This is a genomic window from Micromonospora sp. WMMA1976 (assembly GCF_027497335.1).
In the GTDB taxonomy this organism is placed as follows: Bacteria; Actinomycetota; Actinomycetes; order Mycobacteriales; family Micromonosporaceae; genus Micromonospora; species Micromonospora aurantiaca.
This window is the reverse complement of record NZ_CP114912.1, coordinates 1218906-1235632: the sequence shown is the minus strand read 5'-3', so window position 1 is coordinate 1235632 and position 16727 is coordinate 1218906. Positions and strand designations below refer to the sequence as shown.

The 16727-nt window shown below is 74.3% G+C and carries 16 protein-coding genes and 1 pseudogene; 5 read left to right on the top strand and 12 right to left on the bottom strand.

The features are described 5' to 3' along the window. Positions 1–3 precede the first annotated feature (3 nt). The 12 genes and pseudogenes from O7546_RS05890 to rimP all read right to left on the bottom strand — a co-directional run bounded on the left by O7546_RS05890 (position 4) and on the right by rimP (position 11466). Complete coding sequence (locus tag O7546_RS05890; RefSeq protein WP_194799792.1) at positions 4–1323, bottom strand: MATE family efflux transporter; 1320 nt, start codon at positions 1321–1323, stop codon at positions 4–6. A gap of 47 nt (positions 1324–1370) precedes the next feature. Beyond that, the gene (locus O7546_RS05885; protein ID WP_269696310.1) at positions 1371–1880 is read right to left on the bottom strand and encodes an adenylate kinase; all 510 of its coding nucleotides are present in this window, start codon (positions 1878–1880) and stop codon (positions 1371–1373) included. A 551-nt stretch (positions 1881–2431) separates the two neighbouring features. After that, complete coding sequence (locus O7546_RS05880; RefSeq protein ID WP_175438725.1) at positions 2432–2641, bottom strand: DUF6186 family protein; 210 nt, start codon at positions 2639–2641, stop codon at positions 2432–2434. Next, complete coding sequence (locus tag O7546_RS05875; RefSeq protein ID WP_194799791.1) at positions 2641–3048, bottom strand: hypothetical protein; 408 nt, start codon at positions 3046–3048, stop codon at positions 2641–2643. Before O7546_RS05875 ends, O7546_RS05880 begins: the two co-directional genes overlap by 1 nt. A 135-nt stretch (positions 3049–3183) precedes the next feature. Further along, positions 3184–4197, bottom strand: a complete 1014-nt coding sequence (locus tag O7546_RS05870; protein WP_269696309.1) for a bifunctional oligoribonuclease/PAP phosphatase NrnA — start codon at positions 4195–4197, stop codon at positions 3184–3186. After that, positions 4194–4682 carry a 30S ribosome-binding factor RbfA gene (gene rbfA / locus O7546_RS05865; protein WP_194799789.1) on the bottom strand — a complete coding sequence of 163 codons (489 nt, stop codon included), beginning with the start codon at positions 4680–4682 and terminating at the stop codon, positions 4194–4196. Before rbfA ends, O7546_RS05870 begins: the two co-directional genes overlap by 4 nt. Positions 4683–4863: 181 nt before the next feature. Beyond that, a complete protein-coding gene (locus tag O7546_RS05860; RefSeq protein ID WP_194799788.1) occupies positions 4864–5157 on the bottom strand; it encodes a DUF503 domain-containing protein in 294 nt (97 codons plus the stop codon). Positions 5158–5198: 41 nt separating this feature from the next. Continuing rightward, positions 5199–6242: an SAM-dependent methyltransferase gene (locus O7546_RS05855; protein ID WP_281600578.1), complete on the bottom strand. Its 1044-nt coding sequence runs from the start codon at positions 6240–6242 to the stop codon at positions 5199–5201. A gap of 82 nt (positions 6243–6324) precedes the next feature. Further along, positions 6325–9330 (bottom strand): translation initiation factor IF-2, encoded by a 3006-nt coding sequence (gene infB, locus O7546_RS05850; protein ID WP_069089329.1) that lies wholly within the window; start codon positions 9328–9330, stop codon positions 6325–6327. A 93-nt stretch (positions 9331–9423) separates the two neighbouring features. Then, a pseudogene (locus tag O7546_RS05845) lies at positions 9424–9760 on the bottom strand (YlxR family protein). 15 nt (positions 9761–9775) lie between these two features. Continuing rightward, positions 9776–10819 carry a transcription termination factor NusA gene (nusA, locus tag O7546_RS05840; RefSeq protein WP_194799785.1) on the bottom strand — a complete coding sequence of 348 codons (1044 nt, stop codon included), beginning with the start codon at positions 10817–10819 and terminating at the stop codon, positions 9776–9778. After that, a complete protein-coding gene (gene rimP / locus O7546_RS05835; protein WP_018785889.1) occupies positions 10816–11466 on the bottom strand; it encodes a ribosome maturation factor RimP in 651 nt (216 codons plus the stop codon). The genes nusA and rimP overlap by 4 nt, the downstream gene beginning before the upstream one ends. 263 nt (positions 11467–11729) lie before the next feature. Between rimP and O7546_RS05830 the strand changes: the two genes are divergently transcribed. From O7546_RS05830 to O7546_RS05810, 5 genes are all read left to right on the top strand, one after another. Then, on the top strand, positions 11730–12173 hold the full coding sequence (locus O7546_RS05830; RefSeq protein WP_194799840.1) for a hypothetical protein: 444 nt from the start codon (positions 11730–11732) through the stop codon (positions 12171–12173). Then, on the top strand, positions 12170–12616 hold the full coding sequence (locus O7546_RS05825) for a ferritin-like domain-containing protein (protein WP_194799784.1): 447 nt from the start codon (positions 12170–12172) through the stop codon (positions 12614–12616). Before O7546_RS05830 ends, O7546_RS05825 begins: the two co-directional genes overlap by 4 nt. 69 nt (positions 12617–12685) lie before the next feature. Beyond that, positions 12686–13267, top strand: coding sequence for a PadR family transcriptional regulator (locus O7546_RS05820; protein ID WP_013284661.1), 582 nt, complete (start codon positions 12686–12688; stop codon positions 13265–13267). Positions 13268–13286: 19 nt separating this feature from the next. After that, positions 13287–14018, top strand: coding sequence for an ABC transporter ATP-binding protein (locus O7546_RS05815; protein ID WP_194799783.1), 732 nt, complete (start codon positions 13287–13289; stop codon positions 14016–14018). Beyond that, positions 14015–16693, top strand: a complete 2679-nt coding sequence (locus tag O7546_RS05810) for an FtsX-like permease family protein (RefSeq protein WP_281600577.1) — start codon at positions 14015–14017, stop codon at positions 16691–16693. Before O7546_RS05815 ends, O7546_RS05810 begins: the two co-directional genes overlap by 4 nt. Positions 16694–16727: the final 34 nt, after the last annotated feature.

Here is a 16727-nt window from a genome sequence, read left to right as displayed (position 1 = left end):
GCGTCAGCGCACCGCGCCGACCACCGCCCACGCGCCCGAGCGCATCCGCAGCAGCAGGCCGGCCAGCCGCAGCACCACGAACAGCATCAGCCCGGCCCAGATCCCGCCCAGCCCGAGCTCCAGCCCGTACGCCAGCCAGATCGCCGGCAGGAACCCGCCGAACGCGCACACGATGGTGAGGTTCCGCAGGTAGCGCACGTCGCCCGCGCCGATCAGCACCCCGTCGAGCGCGAACACCACGCCGCCGATCGGCTGGAGCGCGACGAACCAGGGCCAGGCGGTCATGGCCTGCTCGCGTACCTGCGGATCGGAGCTGAACCACGACGGCACCACGCCGGCGCCGGCGGCGATCAGCACCGCGAACGCCACGCCGCACAGCCCGCCGAGCAACGCGACGCGGCGGGCCAGGAACCGCGCGGCCGCCGCGTCGCCGCCGCCGAGCGCGGCGCCGACCAGCGACTGCGCGGCGATGGCCAGCGCGTCGAGCACCAGCACGGTGAAGAACCACAGTTGCAGGGCGATCTGGTGCGCGCCGACCGCGGCAGCCCCGAAGCGGGCCGCGACGGCGGTGGCGGACAGGAAGCTGGCCTGGAACGCGACACCACGCACGAGCAGGTCCCGGCTGAGCACGAGCTGCTGACCGATCACCCGGGGCCGGGGGCGCAGCGAGACCCGCTCGCGCACGAGCGCCGCCGCGAACAGGACACCGGAGAGCGTCTGCGCGATCGCGTTCGCCACCGCCGAGCCGACCAGGCCGAGCCCGGCCGGATAGACCAGCAGCGGGCAGAGCACCGCGGAGAGCAGGTTCGGGCCGAGCACGAACAGCAGCGGGCGGCGGGTGTCCTGGATGCCGCGCAGCCAGCCGTTGCCGGCGGCGGCGAGCAGCAGGCCGGGCGCGCCGAGGGCCGCGATCCGCAGCCATCCGGCGGCGGCGTCGGCCACCTCGCCGGGGCCGCCGACGAGGGTACGCGCCAGCGCGCCGCCGCCGATGCCGATGGCGATCGCCACCAGCACTCCGGTGGCCAGCGCGAGCCAGGACGCCTGGACGCCCTCGGCCACCGCGGCGGCCCGGTCCCCCGCTCCGAACCGACGGGCCGAGCGGCCGGTGGTGCCGTACGCGACGACGGTGCCGACCCAGGCGGTGAGCGTCATGACGGTGCCGCCGACGGCGAGCGCGGCCAGCGGCACCCGGCCCAGGTGACCGACCACAGCGGTGTCGACGAGGACGTAGAGCGGCTCGGCGGCCAGCACCACGAGGGCTGGGAGCGCGAGCGCGGCGATCCGCCGCGGTGAGGCGGTGACGGGGGTGGCGGTGGTGCTCATCGCCGCCGATCCTGGCACGCGCCCGGTAAGGTCCGCAAGGCGGCGGACTACTTACTCACGTCGGCCAGGAACCGGGCCGTGTCACGGCGCCCGCGCAGACGGCGCACCGGCAGCCCGGGGGCGTGCTCGGACAGCGCGGCCAGCACCCGGGGCCGGGAGTCGCGGGGGTAACGCCAGACGTCGGGCAGGAAGTCGAGATCGAGCCGCTCCGGGCAGCCCTCGGGCCGGTCGGGGCGGGACGCGGCGCGATGCGCCCACCGGCGGCGGACGATCCGGACGAGGCAGCGCGGCCGGGAGGTGTCGCAGAGCACCAGCAGGTCGGCGCGGGGCAGCCGCAGGTCGAGCGTGCTCGCGTAGTTGCCGTCCATCACCCAGGCCGGGCGGGCGGCGAGCGCTGCTACCTCGGCGCGGAAGTCGGCCTGGGCGGAGGCGGTCCAGCCGGGGCGCCAGTAGTGCCGGTCGAGGTGGATCAGGGGAAGGTCGAGTCGCCGGGCCAGTTCACCGGCGAGCGTGCTCTTGCCGGCGCCGGAGCTGCCGACCACGAGGATGCGTCTCACCGGGCGACGGTAACGGCGCGCGGGGCGGCGATGCGCCCCGAGCGGCGGTGACGTCGGCGTCGGGCCGGGGTGTGGACCGCAGGCCCGGCCGGCGTCACCGCCGGACGGCGTCCGTCACTGACGGGTGTCCATCGAGGTCTGCAGCGCGCGGCGCATCTGCTCGCGCGCCTCGTCGGTGGTGGTCTCGGTCTGCGGCTTGCGCTTGCTGGGCATCTGAGGTCCTTCCAGGGTGCGGACCACCGGGACGTGGCGGCCCTACGGGCGCCCGGCGCTCCGGATCGGCGCGACGGCGAATCGCGCCGCGACCGGAAGTCGTCGGCGGCTGAGCGCCTGGCAGCGGTCCGGGATCACCGGAGCGGCTCGCCTGGCAGCGGGAGCCCGGGGTCGGTCCGACCCTGGAGGGAGGCGGCGCCGGGTGCGGCACCACCGCCCGTGACCAGCGCCGCGAAGCGCCGATCCCGCACCCAAATTAACGTTCACTTTCCGGATACTGCCCACAGTTCCCGAAATGCGGAAAGATCAACGTCATCGTCCCGCTCGGCCGGCCGCTGTCAGCGCGCCAGGAAGTGCCAGCCCAGCCACCACCAGAAACCGAACAGCCCGATCCGGCCGACCGGCACCGGGCCCACCTCGTACCGCATCACGAACGCGCAGACGTCGGCCAGCGACGGGATCCGCGACCCCTCCCGGCGCGCGGCCCACTCGACCACGGCGAACAGCACGATCGAGACTCCGAACCCGCCGATCGCCAGTGCCCGCATCATCGGCGCACCAGTCCCCAGAACGCGGACAGCCACGCGAACCAGGCCGCCGACCGGGCCAGATTGTCCTCCAGCAGCGGATCGGCCAGCCGGGAGAAGGTGGGGAAGTCGTCGCCCGCCGCCATCACGAACGTCGCCCCCTCGAAGACCCCGAAGACGGTCACCGGGACCAGCCACCAGAGCGCGACCGACGGCAGCCGGCGCGGCGCCGGTCGCCGAGGCACCCGGTTGCTCAGCCCGACCCAGATCAACCCGCCGCCGGTGGTGAGGATGTAGAGATTCGCCGCGGTCGAGAAGGACGGCAGCTGGCCGCCGACCAGGGACAGGCAGATCAGCACCGGCACGGATACGACTGGCCGGTCCCAGGCCCGGGGCGCCTCGACGGTGAGCTCACGGGGATGATCCATCACCCGATTGTCCCCAGCGTCACGCACGGCGGAAAGGCTGGCACGCCTCGTAATCCCCGGAAAAGCCGCCGATCAGCTCACATCTCGGTGTGCCGCCACGCCTCGGCACCACGGAGATTAAGGGACAATCCGTCCTTAAGGGGCGGCAGCGAGTTCGGCACGGATCCGGCCGACCACCTCGTCGAGCGATCCCCGCCCGGTGAAGCCGGCCGCGAACCGGTGCCCGCCGCCGCCGAGCGCCACCGCCACCCGGCTCACGTCCACCGCGCCCTTGCTGCGCAGCGACACCGCCCACTCGGCCTCGCCGGCCTGCTTGACCACACAGCTCACGTCCGCCTCGGCGGTGCAGCGCACGGAGTCGATCAGCGCCTCCAGCACGTACGCGGGCTGGTCGTGGCGGACCAGGTCCTCGCGGGTGGCGTACGTCCAGACGAGCCCGTGCCCGGCGGCGGCCGCCGGTTCCAGCGCGGCCCGGCCCAGCACCTCGCCGAAGAGGCGGACGGCGCCGAACGGGCGGGTGTCGAAGATCCGCCGGGAGATGTCGCCGGGCCGGATGCCGGTCGCGATCAGGCGCGCCGCCGTCTCGTGCACCGCAGGGGTGGTCGCCTCGAACCGGAACGAGCCGGTGTCGGTGGTGAGCGCGACGTACAGCCCGGTCGCGATCTCCGCGTCCAGCGTGATGCCGAGCCGGTCCAGCAGCTCCAGCGCGACCACCGAGGTGGCGGCGGCGTGCGGGTCGACCAGGCTGATCCGGCCGAAGCCGCTGTTCGAGGCGTGGTGGTCGAGCACCAGCGAGACGCCCGCCGTGTCCAGCCGGTCGGCCAGCTCGCCCAGCCGGGACTCGCTCGCCGCGTCGAAGCAGATAACCAGGTCCGGAGCCGGGTACGCGTCGTCCTGCGGCACCAGCAGGTCCATGCCGGGCATCCACCGGAACGGCTCGGGCACCTCCGGCGGGCCGGGGAAGGTGGCCTGGAGATCGCGGACACCGAGCCGGCGCAGGCCCAGCCCGAAGCCGAGCATGCTGCCCAGCGCGTCCCCGTCCGGGTTCACGTGGCAGATCAGCAGCACCCGCGCGTCGGCGGGGAGGTCGCGTACCGCCGCGACGGCGGCCGCCCACGCGGTCTCGGTGGGCCCGGCCGCCTCGGTCACCGGCGCTCGCCGGCGCGCGGCTCGTCGTCGTCCTCGTCCTCCGCCGAGGCGTCGTCGGCGTCCTCGTCGTCCTCGACCCGGTACGGCTGGGCGTCGCCCGCGTACGCGGACTTGGCGGCCAGCCGCTGCACCTCGGCGTCGGCGGTACGCGCCGCGGCCAGCAGGTCGTCGATGTGCTTGACCTGGTCCTGCACGTCGTCCAGGACGAAGGTCAGCGTCGGCGAGTGCCGCAGCCCGAGTGCCTTGCCGACGGTGCTGCGCAGCATGCCCTTGGCGCTCTCCAGCGCGGCGGCGGTGCTCGCCTGGGCCGCCGCGTCGCCGAGCACCGTGTAGAAGACGGTGGCGTCGCGCAGGTCGGCGGTGATCCGGGCGTCGGTGATCGTGATCATGCCGAGCCGGGGGTCCTTGATCTGGCTGCGCACCACCGACGCGACGAGTTCCCGGATGCGCTCCGCGTGCCGGCGAACCTTTGCCTGATCCGTCATGTCCCCCACCTCCGGGATCACCTGTACCCATGACGACGCCGGATCATCATGTGACCCGGGCCGTCGGCCGGAGACGGCGGGCGCGTGGGCGCCGCCGGGTCCGACCGCCCAACGCTGAAGAACATTACCCGCGCGCCGCCGGCCGTCGCGCGGCACGGCCGGAGTGCGGCGCGACGCGCCGTCAGTCGTCCGCGCCGTACAGGCGACGGCGCACCGACAGCAGCTCGGTCTCCGGGCGGGCGGCGACCAGCCGCTCACAGGAGTCGAGCACCTCGCGGACGTGGGCCGGCTCGGCGGCCACCACCGCCACCCCGATCTCGGCCCGGCCGTGCAGGTCCAGCGCCCCCACCTCGGCGGCGGAGACCTCGAACTTGCGCAGCGCGGCGACGATCGGCCGGACGTAGGACCGCTTGGCCTTCAGGGACCGGGAGTCACCCGGGAGCAACAGGTCGAACAGTGCGGTTCCGGTATACACGGCGAGCAACGGTACGCCGGGCGGCCCGGCCCGGCACGCGATTAAGGCGCGACGGCCACCAGCACGTCCCGCTCGATCGCCTGGTCGACCCGGTGGGCGAAGTCACCGAAGCCGGGGCCGTCGAGCACCCGCAGCCCGGCGGCGGCCAGCACCGCCTCCGCCTGCGCCCGCGGCGCCACGTGGGTGTTCCAGGACAGCCCGATCGCGCCGCCGGGGCGCAGCAGCTCCCGCCACACCGGCACGGCCGCGGTGAGCAGCTCCAGCGGGCTGCGGGACAACCCCTGGCCGGTACGGCTGCCGTGCGCCACCCCGTACGGCGCGTCGGTGACGATCACGTCCGCGCAGCGGACGCGCAACGCCTCCCGGGCCCGGGTGGTGTCGGTGTTCAGCACGGTGACCCGCTGGGTGGCCCCGGCCCGGTGCTCGTCCCGCGACGGTGCGACGACGGCCTCGAAGCGGCGGGCGACCAGCTTGCGGTCCCGGCGCACCGACGTCGACTCGGCGGTGTGCTTGAGCCGCTTGCGGCGCAGCCAGGTACGCAGGAACGCCGCGTACGCCTCCACGTCCTGACTGTCACGCTCGATGCCGATGCCGTCGTAGCCGTACATCAGCGCCTGGTTGAGCGTGGTGCCCCGGCCGCAGAGCGGGTCCAGCACCACCACCGGCCCGTCCAGCATCCGCGGCGCGGAGGCGGAGGCGAGCACCGTGACGTTGAGCAGCAGCCGGGTGAACTGCTCGTTGGTCTTGCCGGCGTACTTGGGGATGGTGATCAGGTCGGAGTCGTACCGGGCCAGCGGGCGCAGCGGCACCGGCCGCAGCAGGTCGTCGCCGACGCGCTCGAACAGCGCGTACGCGGCCGACAGGTTCGCCAGGTGGGCCAGGTCCCGCTCGCCGAGCCCGGGCTCGGGGGCGGTGAACGTCAGGTACTCCACCCCGCCGATCCGCGTCACCTCCGCGTCGGCCGGTACGGCGTCCAGCACGCCCGATCCGGCGAACACGGCCAGTTCGGCGCGGGCCAGCCGGGCCGCCGCGTCGGCGTAGACGCGGTTGGCGGAGGGGGCGAGGAGCAGTGCGTACCGGATCACGCCGGAAATTGTCGCAGCCTGGGGAAACGGCGACGGCCGGGGCCCGAAGGCCCCGGCCGCCGGCCGGTCGTACGCGTGGTCGTCAGGCGCGCGGCTTCTCGCGCATCTCGAACGTCTCGATGACGTCGCCGACCTGGACGTTGTTGTAACCGCCCAGCGTCAGACCACACTCGAAGCCCTCGCGGACCTCGGTCGCGTCGTCCTTGAACCGCTTCAAGGAGCTGATCGTGAGGTTGTCCGCCACGACCGCGCCGTCCCGCAGCAGCCGCGCCTTGGCGTTGCGGCGGATGAGGCCGGACCGGACGATACAGCCGGAGATGTTGCCGATCTTGGACGAGCGGAAGACGTCGCGGATCTCCGCGGTGCCCAGCTCGACCTCCTCGTACTCCGGCTTGAGCAGACCCTTGAGCGCGGCGTCGATCTCCTCGATGGCCTGGTAGATGACGGTGTAGTACCGGATCTCCACGCCCTCGCGGTCGGCCATCTCGCGGACCTTGTTCGAGGCCCGCACGTTGAAGCCGATGATCGTGACCGCCTCGGACGAGGCGCTCGCGAGCATGACGTCGCTCTCGGTGATCGCGCCCACGCCCCGGTGGATGATCCGAAGCTGGACCTCCTCCGGGATGTCGAGGTTGAACAGCGCGTCCTCGAGCGCCTCCACGGAACCGGAGACATCGCCCTTGAGCACCAGGTTGAGCGAGGTCTTCTCGCCCTCCTTGAGCTGCTCCATGAGCGTCTCGAGAGTGGCCCGGCCACGGGAGTTGGCGAACGACGCCGCCCGCCGCCGTGCCTGCCGCTGCTCGGCGATCTGCCGCACGGTGCGGTCGTCCTCGGCGGCCAGGAAGGTGTCACCCGCACCCGGCACCGTGGTCAGACCCAGCACCATGACCGGACGGGCCGGACCGGCCTCGTCGACCGGCTTGCCGTTCTCGTCCAGCATGGCCCGGACCCGGCCGTGCGCCCCACCGGCGACGATCGAGTCACCGGCACGCAGGGTGCCCTTCTGCACCAGCACGGTCGCCACCGCGCCACGGCCCTTGTCCAGGTGCGCCTCGATCGCGACACCCTGCGCCGGCCCGTCGATCGGAGCGGTCAGCTCCAGCGACGCGTCGGCGGTCAGCAGCACGGCCTCGAGCAGTTCCTCGATGCCGATACCGGGCTTGGCCGCCACGTTGACGAACATGGTGTCGCCGCCGTACTCCTCGGCGACCAGGCCGTACTCGGTCAGCTGCTGGCGGACCTTGTCCGGGTTCGCCTCGGGCTTGTCGACCTTGTTGACCGCGACCACGATCGGCACGTCCGCCGCCTTGGCGTGGTTGAGCGCCTCGATGGTCTGCGGCATGACGCCGTCGTCGGCCGCGACCACCAGGATCACGATGTCCGTGACCTGGGCACCACGGGCACGCATGGCGGTGAACGCCTCGTGACCCGGGGTGTCGATGAACGTCACCGCGCGGTCCTCGCCCTCGTGCGGGACGTGGACCTGGTAGGCGCCGATGTGCTGGGTGATGCCACCCGCCTCGCCGGCCACCACGTTCGCCTTACGGATCGCGTCGAGCAGCTTGGTCTTACCGTGGTCGACGTGACCCATGACGGTCACGACCGGCGCACGGCTGACCAGGCGGTCCGCCGCGACCTCGGCGTCGAGGTCGATGTTGAACTGCGCGAGCAGCTCGCGGTCCTCGTCCTCCGGGCTGACGATCTGCACGTCGAAGCCGAGGTGCTCACCCAGCAGCTGCAGGGTCTCGTCGGAGCACGACTGGGTCGCCGTCACCATCTCGCCCAGGTTGAACATCTCCTGGACCAGCGAACCCGGGTTGGCGTTGATCTTGTCGGCGAAGTCCGACAGCGAGGCGCCACGGGACAACCGGACGACCTGACCCTGACCGCGGGGCGCGCCCGAGGACATGGTCGGGGCCGACAGGTTGTCGAACTCCTGTCTGCGCTGCTTCTTGGACTTGCGACCGCGGGTCGGCCGGCCGCCGGGACGCCCGAAGGCACCCGCCGCGCCACCGCCACGACCACGGCCGCCGCCGCCGGGACGGCCACCGCCGCCGACGGGACCACCCGGACGGAAACCACCGCCGGGAGCACCGCCGCCACCACCGGGACCGCCACGGTAGCCACCGCCACCGCCGCCACCACCGGGACCGCCACGGTAGCCACCGCCACCGCCGCCACCACCGGGTCCACCGCGGTAGCCACCGCCACCGCCACCGGGACGACCGGCGCCACCGCCGGGTCCGCCACGACCGCCACCGGGGCCGCCGGGACGGCCGGTGGTCGGACGCTGGCTCGGCATCGAGGCCGGGCTCGGCCGCGGCGGCATCGACGCCGGGCTGGGCCGCGGCGGCATGCCGGCCGGGCTGGGACGGGGACCGCCCGCACCGGCGGCCGGGGGCCGCTGCTGCTGGCCGCCCTGGATGCCGAACGGGTTGTTACCGGCGCCGCGCGCCGGCGGACGACCGCCGGGCCGGGCACCGGGGCCCTGACCCTGACCCGGACCGCCGGGACGACCGGCGGCCGGGGAACCCGGACGCGGCGGCATGGCGTTCGGGCCGGGACGCGGACCCGGGCGGGGACCGCCCTCGGCCGGGGGCTCCCGGCGTACGGTCTCGCGCTGCTGCTGGCGGGCGGCCTGGGCGGCCTTGACCGCGGCCTCCTGCTCAGCCTTGAGCGCGGCGGCACGCGCCTCGGCGGCCGCCACTTCGATGTCGTGCGCGCTCGCCGGCTTGGCGACCGGAGTCGCCGGCTGCGGCGGGCCGGGGACCGGGCCCTTGGGCTTCGGTCCAGGGGTCGGCGCGGCCGGACGCCGGGGCGGCATCGGCTTGGCCGAGACCCGGGGGGCACCCGGGGTCGGGGTGGGCGTCGGGGTCGGTGCCGGGCCACTGGGCGCGGCAGCCGGCGGGCCGGCTGGCGCCGACGAACCGGCGACGAACGCGCTACGCAGCCGCCGGGCGACGGGCGCCTCGACGGTGCTGGACGCGGACTTCACGAACTCGCCCATTTCCTTGAGCTTGGCGAGAACGGTCTTGCTTTCGACCCCGAGCTCCTTGGCGAGCTCGTGTACGCGGGCCTTTCCTGCCACTGCACTCCTCACTCCGAGGTCGTGCGGGCAGCACCCGCAGCGACCTCACTCGTGCACTTGAAGCCTGGTCATTTCAGGGACTTCATCGTGTGCTCATGTCGGTCGTCCTACCTTGCTAGCGACCCTCGACCGGTCGGGCTTGACCGGTCGTCGGGGGTTGCGCGTCGACGTGCTCCGCAAGCGCACCGTGGTCGGGGACCCCGGTGAGGCGCAGTGCTCGCCCGAAGGCGCGACGCCGCAACGCCTGCGCGAAGCAGGCCGGATCAGGGTGCATGTTCGCTCCCCGACCCGGCAGTCTGCGGGCCGGATCGGGCCGGAGACTGGTGTGACCAGCCTCGTCACCGATCGCGACGACCCGCAACAACTCGCTGGCCGGCGCTCGCTTCCGGCAGCCCACACAGGTGCGCTCCGGCAGCGCGCGTCGTACCACTGAGAAAGTCTACCCCTAGCTTCCCGAGATCGCGCCGCCCGGCTCCGGTACGTGATCAGCTCCGCCCCGGCTCTGCGGGGCGGCGGTCTCCGCGTCGGACCGGATGTCGATGCGCCAACCGGTCAGGCGGGCCGCGAGGCGGGCGTTCTGCCCCTCCCGGCCGATCGCGAGCGAGAGCTGGAAGTCCGGCACTGTCACCCGGGCGGTACGGGAGGCCAGGTCGACCACCTCGACCCGCAGCGCCTTGGCCGGCGACAACGCGTTTCCGACGAAGGTGGCCGGGTCGTCCGACCAGTCGATGATGTCGATCTTCTCGCCGTGCAGCTCGCTCATCACGGCCCGGACCCGCTGGCCCATCGGGCCGATGCAGGCGCCCTTGGCGTTGACGCCGGAGGTGGTCGAGCGCACGGCGATCTTCGTACGGTGACCTGCCTCACGCGCGATCGCGCCGATCTCCACGGTGCCGTCGGCGATCTCCGGCACCTCCAGCGCGAACAGCTTCTTCACCAGCGCGGGGTGCGACCGGGACAGCGTGATCTGCGGGCCGCGCATTCCCTTGGCGACGTGCACGACCACGCAGCGGATCCGCTCGCCGTGCTCGTACCGCTCGCCGGGGACCTGCTCGGACTGCGGCAGGACGCCCTCCAGCTTGCCCAGGTCGACGCTGACGATGCCCTTCTCCCGGCGGGTCTCGTGCGCCTGCACCACACCGGTGACCAGGTCACCGTCGCGGCCGACGTACTCGCCGAAGTGCACCTCGTCGGTGGCCTCCCGCAGCCGCTGGAGGATCACCTGCTTGGCGGTCATGGCGGCGATCCGCCCGAAGTCGTGCGGGGTGTCGTCCCACTCCCGGGTCACCGAGCCATCGGCGTCCAGTTCCTGCGCGTAGACCGAGGCGGCCCCGCTCTTACGGTCGATCTCCACCCGGGCGTGCGGCTCGGCGCCGTCGGTGTGCCGGTAGGCGGTCAGCAGCGCGGTCTCGATCGCCGCGAGGATCGTGTCGAACGGGATCTCCCGCTCGCGCTCCAGGGCGCGCAGCGCCGCGAGGTCGATGTTCACCTCTCCTCGTCCTCCAGATCTTCGTCGTCGTCGGTGTCGTCACCGAAGTCCTCGTCGGCCAGGTCGTCCAGGCGGTTGAACTCCACCTGAACCCGGCCGGGCCCGAGTTCGGCGTACGGGTGTTCGGCGGGGCCGGCGTCGGTCTCCAGCACCACGCGTTCGTCGTCGGCAGCAGTGATCCGGCCGGTGAGCTGGCGGTCCCCCGCGTCGCCGCGGACGGTGACCTTGACCAGCCGCCCGGCGTTGCGCCGCCAGTGCCGGGGCAGGGTGAGCGGGCGGTCCACGCCGGGCGAGCTGACCTCCAGCTGGTACTCGCCGGCCACGATGTCGCCGCCGGCCTCCTCGGCCGCGTCCAGCGCCGCCGAGACCGCGCGGGAGACGTCCGCCACGGCGTCCAGGTTGATCCCGCCGTCGGCGTCCACGATCACCCGGACCACGTGCCGGCGGCCGGCGCGGGAGACGGAGAGATCCTCCAGGTCGTAACCGGCCGCCGTGACGACCGGTTCGATCACCTCGCGCAGCCGGTTGCGGCGGGCGGCGAGATCGCCGCGGGGTGCGCCGCTCCGGTCCGTGCCGCGGGGGCCGTCGGAGCGGCGGGGCCGCCCGGCGGGCCCCGTCGACCGGGTGGCACGGCCACGCTGCGTCATTGCGCGCACCTCTCCTGCTGTTGCCACGACCCGCGGGCCGTGTTGTCCCTGGCCGGTGCGGGCGATCGGCCCGCCATACCGGCGCGCCACCGGGGCGTCCGCGCCCGGTGGTTGCGCAGAGCGTAACGCTAACGACCGCCGACGGACCCGGCGGCGCACCGAGACCCTGACCCACGAGACGGCGCGAATGGTGTTGACTCTGTCAGGTGGGGATCGGCAGAACACCATCCGACCAGGTCAGAGCGGGGCATTCCCGGCGCTGGCTGCTGCGCGCCGGCGGGCTCGTGGTGCTCGGCGGCGCGACCGCGCCGCTGACCGGCTGTGATCTTTTCGACCGCGACGAGGAACCACCGGAGCCGGACGCGCTGGAGCCGCTGGTGGCCGAGGCGCTCGCGCTGGAGGCCCGCCACCGGGCCGCCGCCACCGCCGACCCGGCGCTGGCCGACCGGCTCACCCCGATCGCCGACGCGCACCGGGCGCACGCCGAGGAGCTACGCCGCGTGATCGGGCGGCCCGCACCCTCCGGCACACCGGCGGCCGCCGGCTCGGCGAGCGCGCCCGACGCCGTGCTCACCGAGCTGCGCCGGGCCGAGCAGGAGGGCCGGACGAACGCGGCCAAGGCCTGCGCGGCAGCGCCGGCCGAGCGGGCCGCGCTGCTCGGGTCGATCGCGGCCGCGCGGGCCACACACGTGGAGGCGCTCAAGTGAACCCGACCAAGAGCCCCAGCCCCGCCCAGGCCCTCGCCGACGCGCTCGCCGCCGAGTACGCGGCGATCTGGGCGTACGGGGTGATCGGCGTGCACCTGACCGAGGCGGCGCGCACCGCGGCCCGTGCCGCCGAGGCGGCCCACCGGTCCCGCCGCGACGCGCTGCTGCTCCAGCTCGCCGAGGGCTCCGGGCAGGTGCCCGCCGACCGGGCCGGATACGCGCTGCCCTACCCGGTGACGGACCGGGCGAGCGCGCTGCGCCTGGCGGTGGAGATCGAGGAGCGGACGGCCGGGCACTGGCGGGCCGCGCTGCCGCACACCACCGGCGCGGACCGGAACACCGCGCTCGCCGCGCTCACCGACTGCGCGCTGCGCGCCACCCGCTGGCGGCGTACGGCTGGAGTGACGCCGGTCACCGTTCCGTTCCCGGGCCGCCCGGCCTGAGCGCGGCGCCGGTCACCCGGCGGAACCCTCCGGTTGCGTTGCGCATACCAGGTATGCATACTCGCGGTCATGTCCATCCGTCACGGCCTGCTCGCCCTGCTCGAACGCGGCCAGATGTACGGCTACCAGCTGCGCGCCGCGTTCGAGGAGTCGACCGGGTCGACGTGGCCGCTGAACATCGGACAGGTCTACACGACGCTGGCCCGGCTGGAACGTGACGGACTGGTCCGCCCGCTGCCGGAGAACGAGAGCGGGCAGCGGCCGTACGAGATCACCGACGCCGGACGGGCGGACCTGGCGCTGTGGTTCGCCACGCCGATCAGCCGCGCCGACCGGCCCCGGGACGAGCTGTCCATCAAACTGGCGCTGGCGCTGACCACCCCCGGCGTCGACGTGCGGTCGGTGGTGCAGACCCAGCGCACCGCCACCATGCGCGCGCTCCAGGAGTTCACCCGGTTGAAGTACACGAGCGACAAGCCGGAGGATCTACCCTGGCGGCTGGTGCTGGACGCGATGATCTTCCAGACCGAGGCCGAGGTGCGGTGGCTCGACCACTGCGAGACGAGCCTGGTCCGGCACCGCCCGGCGCCGATCCGGGCGGTCGACCACCCCGAGGCGGTGGACCGGGCCGGCGACGAAGCCCGCCGGTGACCCGGCACGGGAGGCGCTGATGGACCCGATCGACGGGGTGCTGGAACTGCGGGACGTCCGCCGGACCCACGGCGCCGGTGAGGCCGCCGTGCACGCGCTGCGCGGCGTGAGCCTGACCGTGCGGGCCGGCGAACTCGTGGCCGTGATGGGCCCCTCCGGGTCCGGCAAGTCCACGCTGCTGGCGCTCGCCGGTGGCCTGGACCGGCCCACCGGCGGCGAGGTGGTGGTCGAGGGTGAGGCGCTGGTCGGGCTGTCCGCCCGCGAGCTGGCCCGGCTGCGGCGCCGCCGGATCGGTTACGTCTTCCAGGACCTGAACCTGCTCGGCAGCCTGACCGCCGTGGAGAACGTGGCGCTCCCGCTGGAACTGGACGGCACCGGCGTACGGGCGGCCCGCCAGTCGGCGCTGGCCGCGCTGCGCGAGGTCGACCTGGAGGACCTGGCCGACCGCTTCCCGGACCAGATGTCCGGCGGCCAGCAGCAGCGGGTGGCGATCGCCCGGGCCCTCGTCGGCGAACGCCGCCTGGTCCTCGCCGACGAGCCGACCGGCGCGCTGGACTCGCAGACCGGCGAGGCGGTGCTGCACCTGCTGCGCCGCCGGGTGGACGCCGGCGCGGCCGGGGTGCTCGTCACCCACGAGGCCCGGCACGCCGGCTGGGCGGACCGGGTGGTCTTCCTGCGCGACGGGGTGATGGTCGACTCGACCGCCCCGCTGATCGGCGTCGACCACCTGCTCAGCGGCAGCAGCCGGTGACCGGCGGCCGCCTCGCCGCCGTACGCGGATCGTGGCGGACCGCGTTGCGGATCGCCCGCCGGGAGGCCCGGCGGTCCCGGCGGCGCACGCTGCTGGTGCTGGTGATGATCGCGCTGCCGGTTCTCGGCCTCAGCTTCGCCGCGGTCAGCTACGACATGGGTGATCTGACCCGCGCCGAGCGCATCGAGCGCCAGCTCGGCGGCGCCGACGTCGCCCTGCGCTGGGACAGCCTGACGCCGGTGACGCAGGACGCCTGGGGCGAGTCGGCCTGGCCGGTCGAGGGCGAGTGGGTCGGCCGGACCCGTCCGGCGACCGCCGAGGAGGTGCGCGCGCTGCTGCCCGAGGGCAGCCGGCTGGCTCGCACCCGCTGGTGGATGACGTTCTCGACACGGGTGGACCGGCACGTCGAGTCGATCGAGGCGCGCGCCGTCGACCTGACCGACCCGCTCACCCGGCCGCTGGCCCGGGTACGCGACGGCCGGCCGCCGGTACGCCCCGACGAGATCGCGGTCAGCCCGACGGCGCTGCGCCGGCTGGAGACCCGCATCGGCGACCCGGTACGCACCATCGACGGCACCACATACCGGGTGGTCGGGGTGGTGGAGTATCCGGACAACCTCCGGGACGTCATCACGCTGCCCGGGGTGACTCCGGACGGCACGGCCGGCAGCGACACCTGGTTGGTGGACCTGCCCGGCCCGCTGGAACCGGGGCTCGCCGACCGGCTGAACGCGCAGGGCGTCCAGGTCGTCGTCCGCAGCCCGCTGCCGGGACGGCAGGAGTTCAGCCGCGGCATGTCCGTACCGGACGCCGACGAGGCGGGCGTCGTCGGAGTGGTCGGCGGGCTGGGCCTGCTGGAGGTGGTGCTGCTTGTCGGCCCGGCCTTCGCGGTGAGCGTCCGGCGCCGGCGGCGGGACCTCGCACTCGTCGCGGTGGCCGGTGGCGACGCCTCCCACCTGCGCCGGATCGTGCTCGCCGACGGGGTGGTGCTCGGTGCCGGCGGGGCCGCCCTGGGCATGCTGCTCGGCATCGGGGCGGCGTTCGCGGGCCGGCCGATCGTCGAGCAGTACCTGCTCGGGGAACGCCTCGGGGCGTACCGGATCTTCCCGGCCGCGCTGGTGGCGATCGCCGCGACGGCGGTGCTGGCCGGGGTGCTCGCGGCGATGGCGCCGGCCTGGGCGGCGGCCCGGCAGGACGTGGCGACCGGCCTGGCCGGCCGGCGCGACGCGACCCGGCCACGCCGCCGCTGGCTGCTGGTCGGGGTGGCGCTCACCGTCGCCGGGACCGCGATCGCCGCGTTCGCCGCCGGCCGCACCTCGCAGACCGGAGTGCTGGCCGGTGTCGCGCTGGGCGAGCTGGGGCTGGTGTTCTGCACCCCGTCGCTGGTCGGCGTGCTGGGCCGGGCCGGCCGGCTGCTGCCGCTGACCCCCCGGCTCGCGTTGCGTGACGCCAGCCGCAACCGGTCCTCGGCCGCGCCCGCCATCTCGGCGGTGATGGCGGCGGTGGCCGGAAGCGTCGCGCTCGGCGTCTACGTGGCCAGCGACGAGACGCGGTCGCGAGAGCTCTGGCAACCCGGCCTGCCGCCGGGGAACGTGCTGCTCACCCACTCCGGTGAGACCCCGGCGGACCCGCCGTCGGCCGAGGTCGTCGCCGGCCGGGCCCGCGTGGTCCTGCCCGACGCCACAGTGGTGTCCGTCGCGACCCCCGGATGCGTCGGCGACGTCCGGGACAAGAACGACTGCACCGCGTACGCGCTCGTTCCGCCCGAGCAGCGCTGCCCGTACGACGCCGCCGGCCCGGTCCCCGACGCGGCCCGGCGGGATCCGCGCTGCGTGAGCCCCTTCCAGGAACCGGTCGACGTCTACCTGCCGGCGCTCGTGGACGACGGCGGCGCGCTGGCCGCGCTCACCGGCGCGCCGGACGACGAACTGGCCGCCGCGCGGCGGACGCTCACCTCCGGTGGCGTGGTGGTCACCGATGCCCGGCGGGTGGTGGACGGGCAGGTCCGGGTGGAGGTGAACGACAACTCCGGCGGTCCGCCCACCGGGCGTCTCCTGCCCGCGTACGCGCTGCGCGGCGGTCTCACAGTCGACCGGCTGGTGCTCTCTTCCGCCGCCGCGGACGCGCTCGGCCTGACCGCCGTGCCGATGGGCTACCTGCTGGACACCGCCGGCTCCCCCACCGACCGGCAGATGGAGATGCTGGCCGACGAGCTGTTCGACATCGGGCCCATGTCGGCGCAGCTGGCGACCGCAGACCCGCCGTCGGACCAGCGCCCGATGCTGCTCCTGCTCGCGGTGGCCTCCGGTGTGATCACGCTCGGCGCCGCCGCGGTCGCCACCGGCCTCGCCGCGGCCGAGGGCCGCCGGGACCTGTCCACGCTCGCGGCGGTCGGCGCCGATCCCCGGGTACGCCGCCTGCTGTCGCTCTGCCAGGCCGGGGTGATCGCGGTGCTCGGTTCGGCGCTGGGCATCGTCGCCGGGCTCGGCTCCGCCGTGGTCGTCCTGGCCTCGCTCAACCAGCGGTACGCCGAATCATGGCCGGTGCAGCCGCCGTACCCGGTGACGGTGCCCGGCGTGACGCTCGCCGTGCTGGTCGTGGTGCCGTTGGTGGCGATGGGCGGCGCGGCGCTGCTCACCCGGTCCCGCCTGCCGATCGAACGCCGGCTCGACTGAGCCGGCCGCCCATGCATGATCCACACCATTCCGC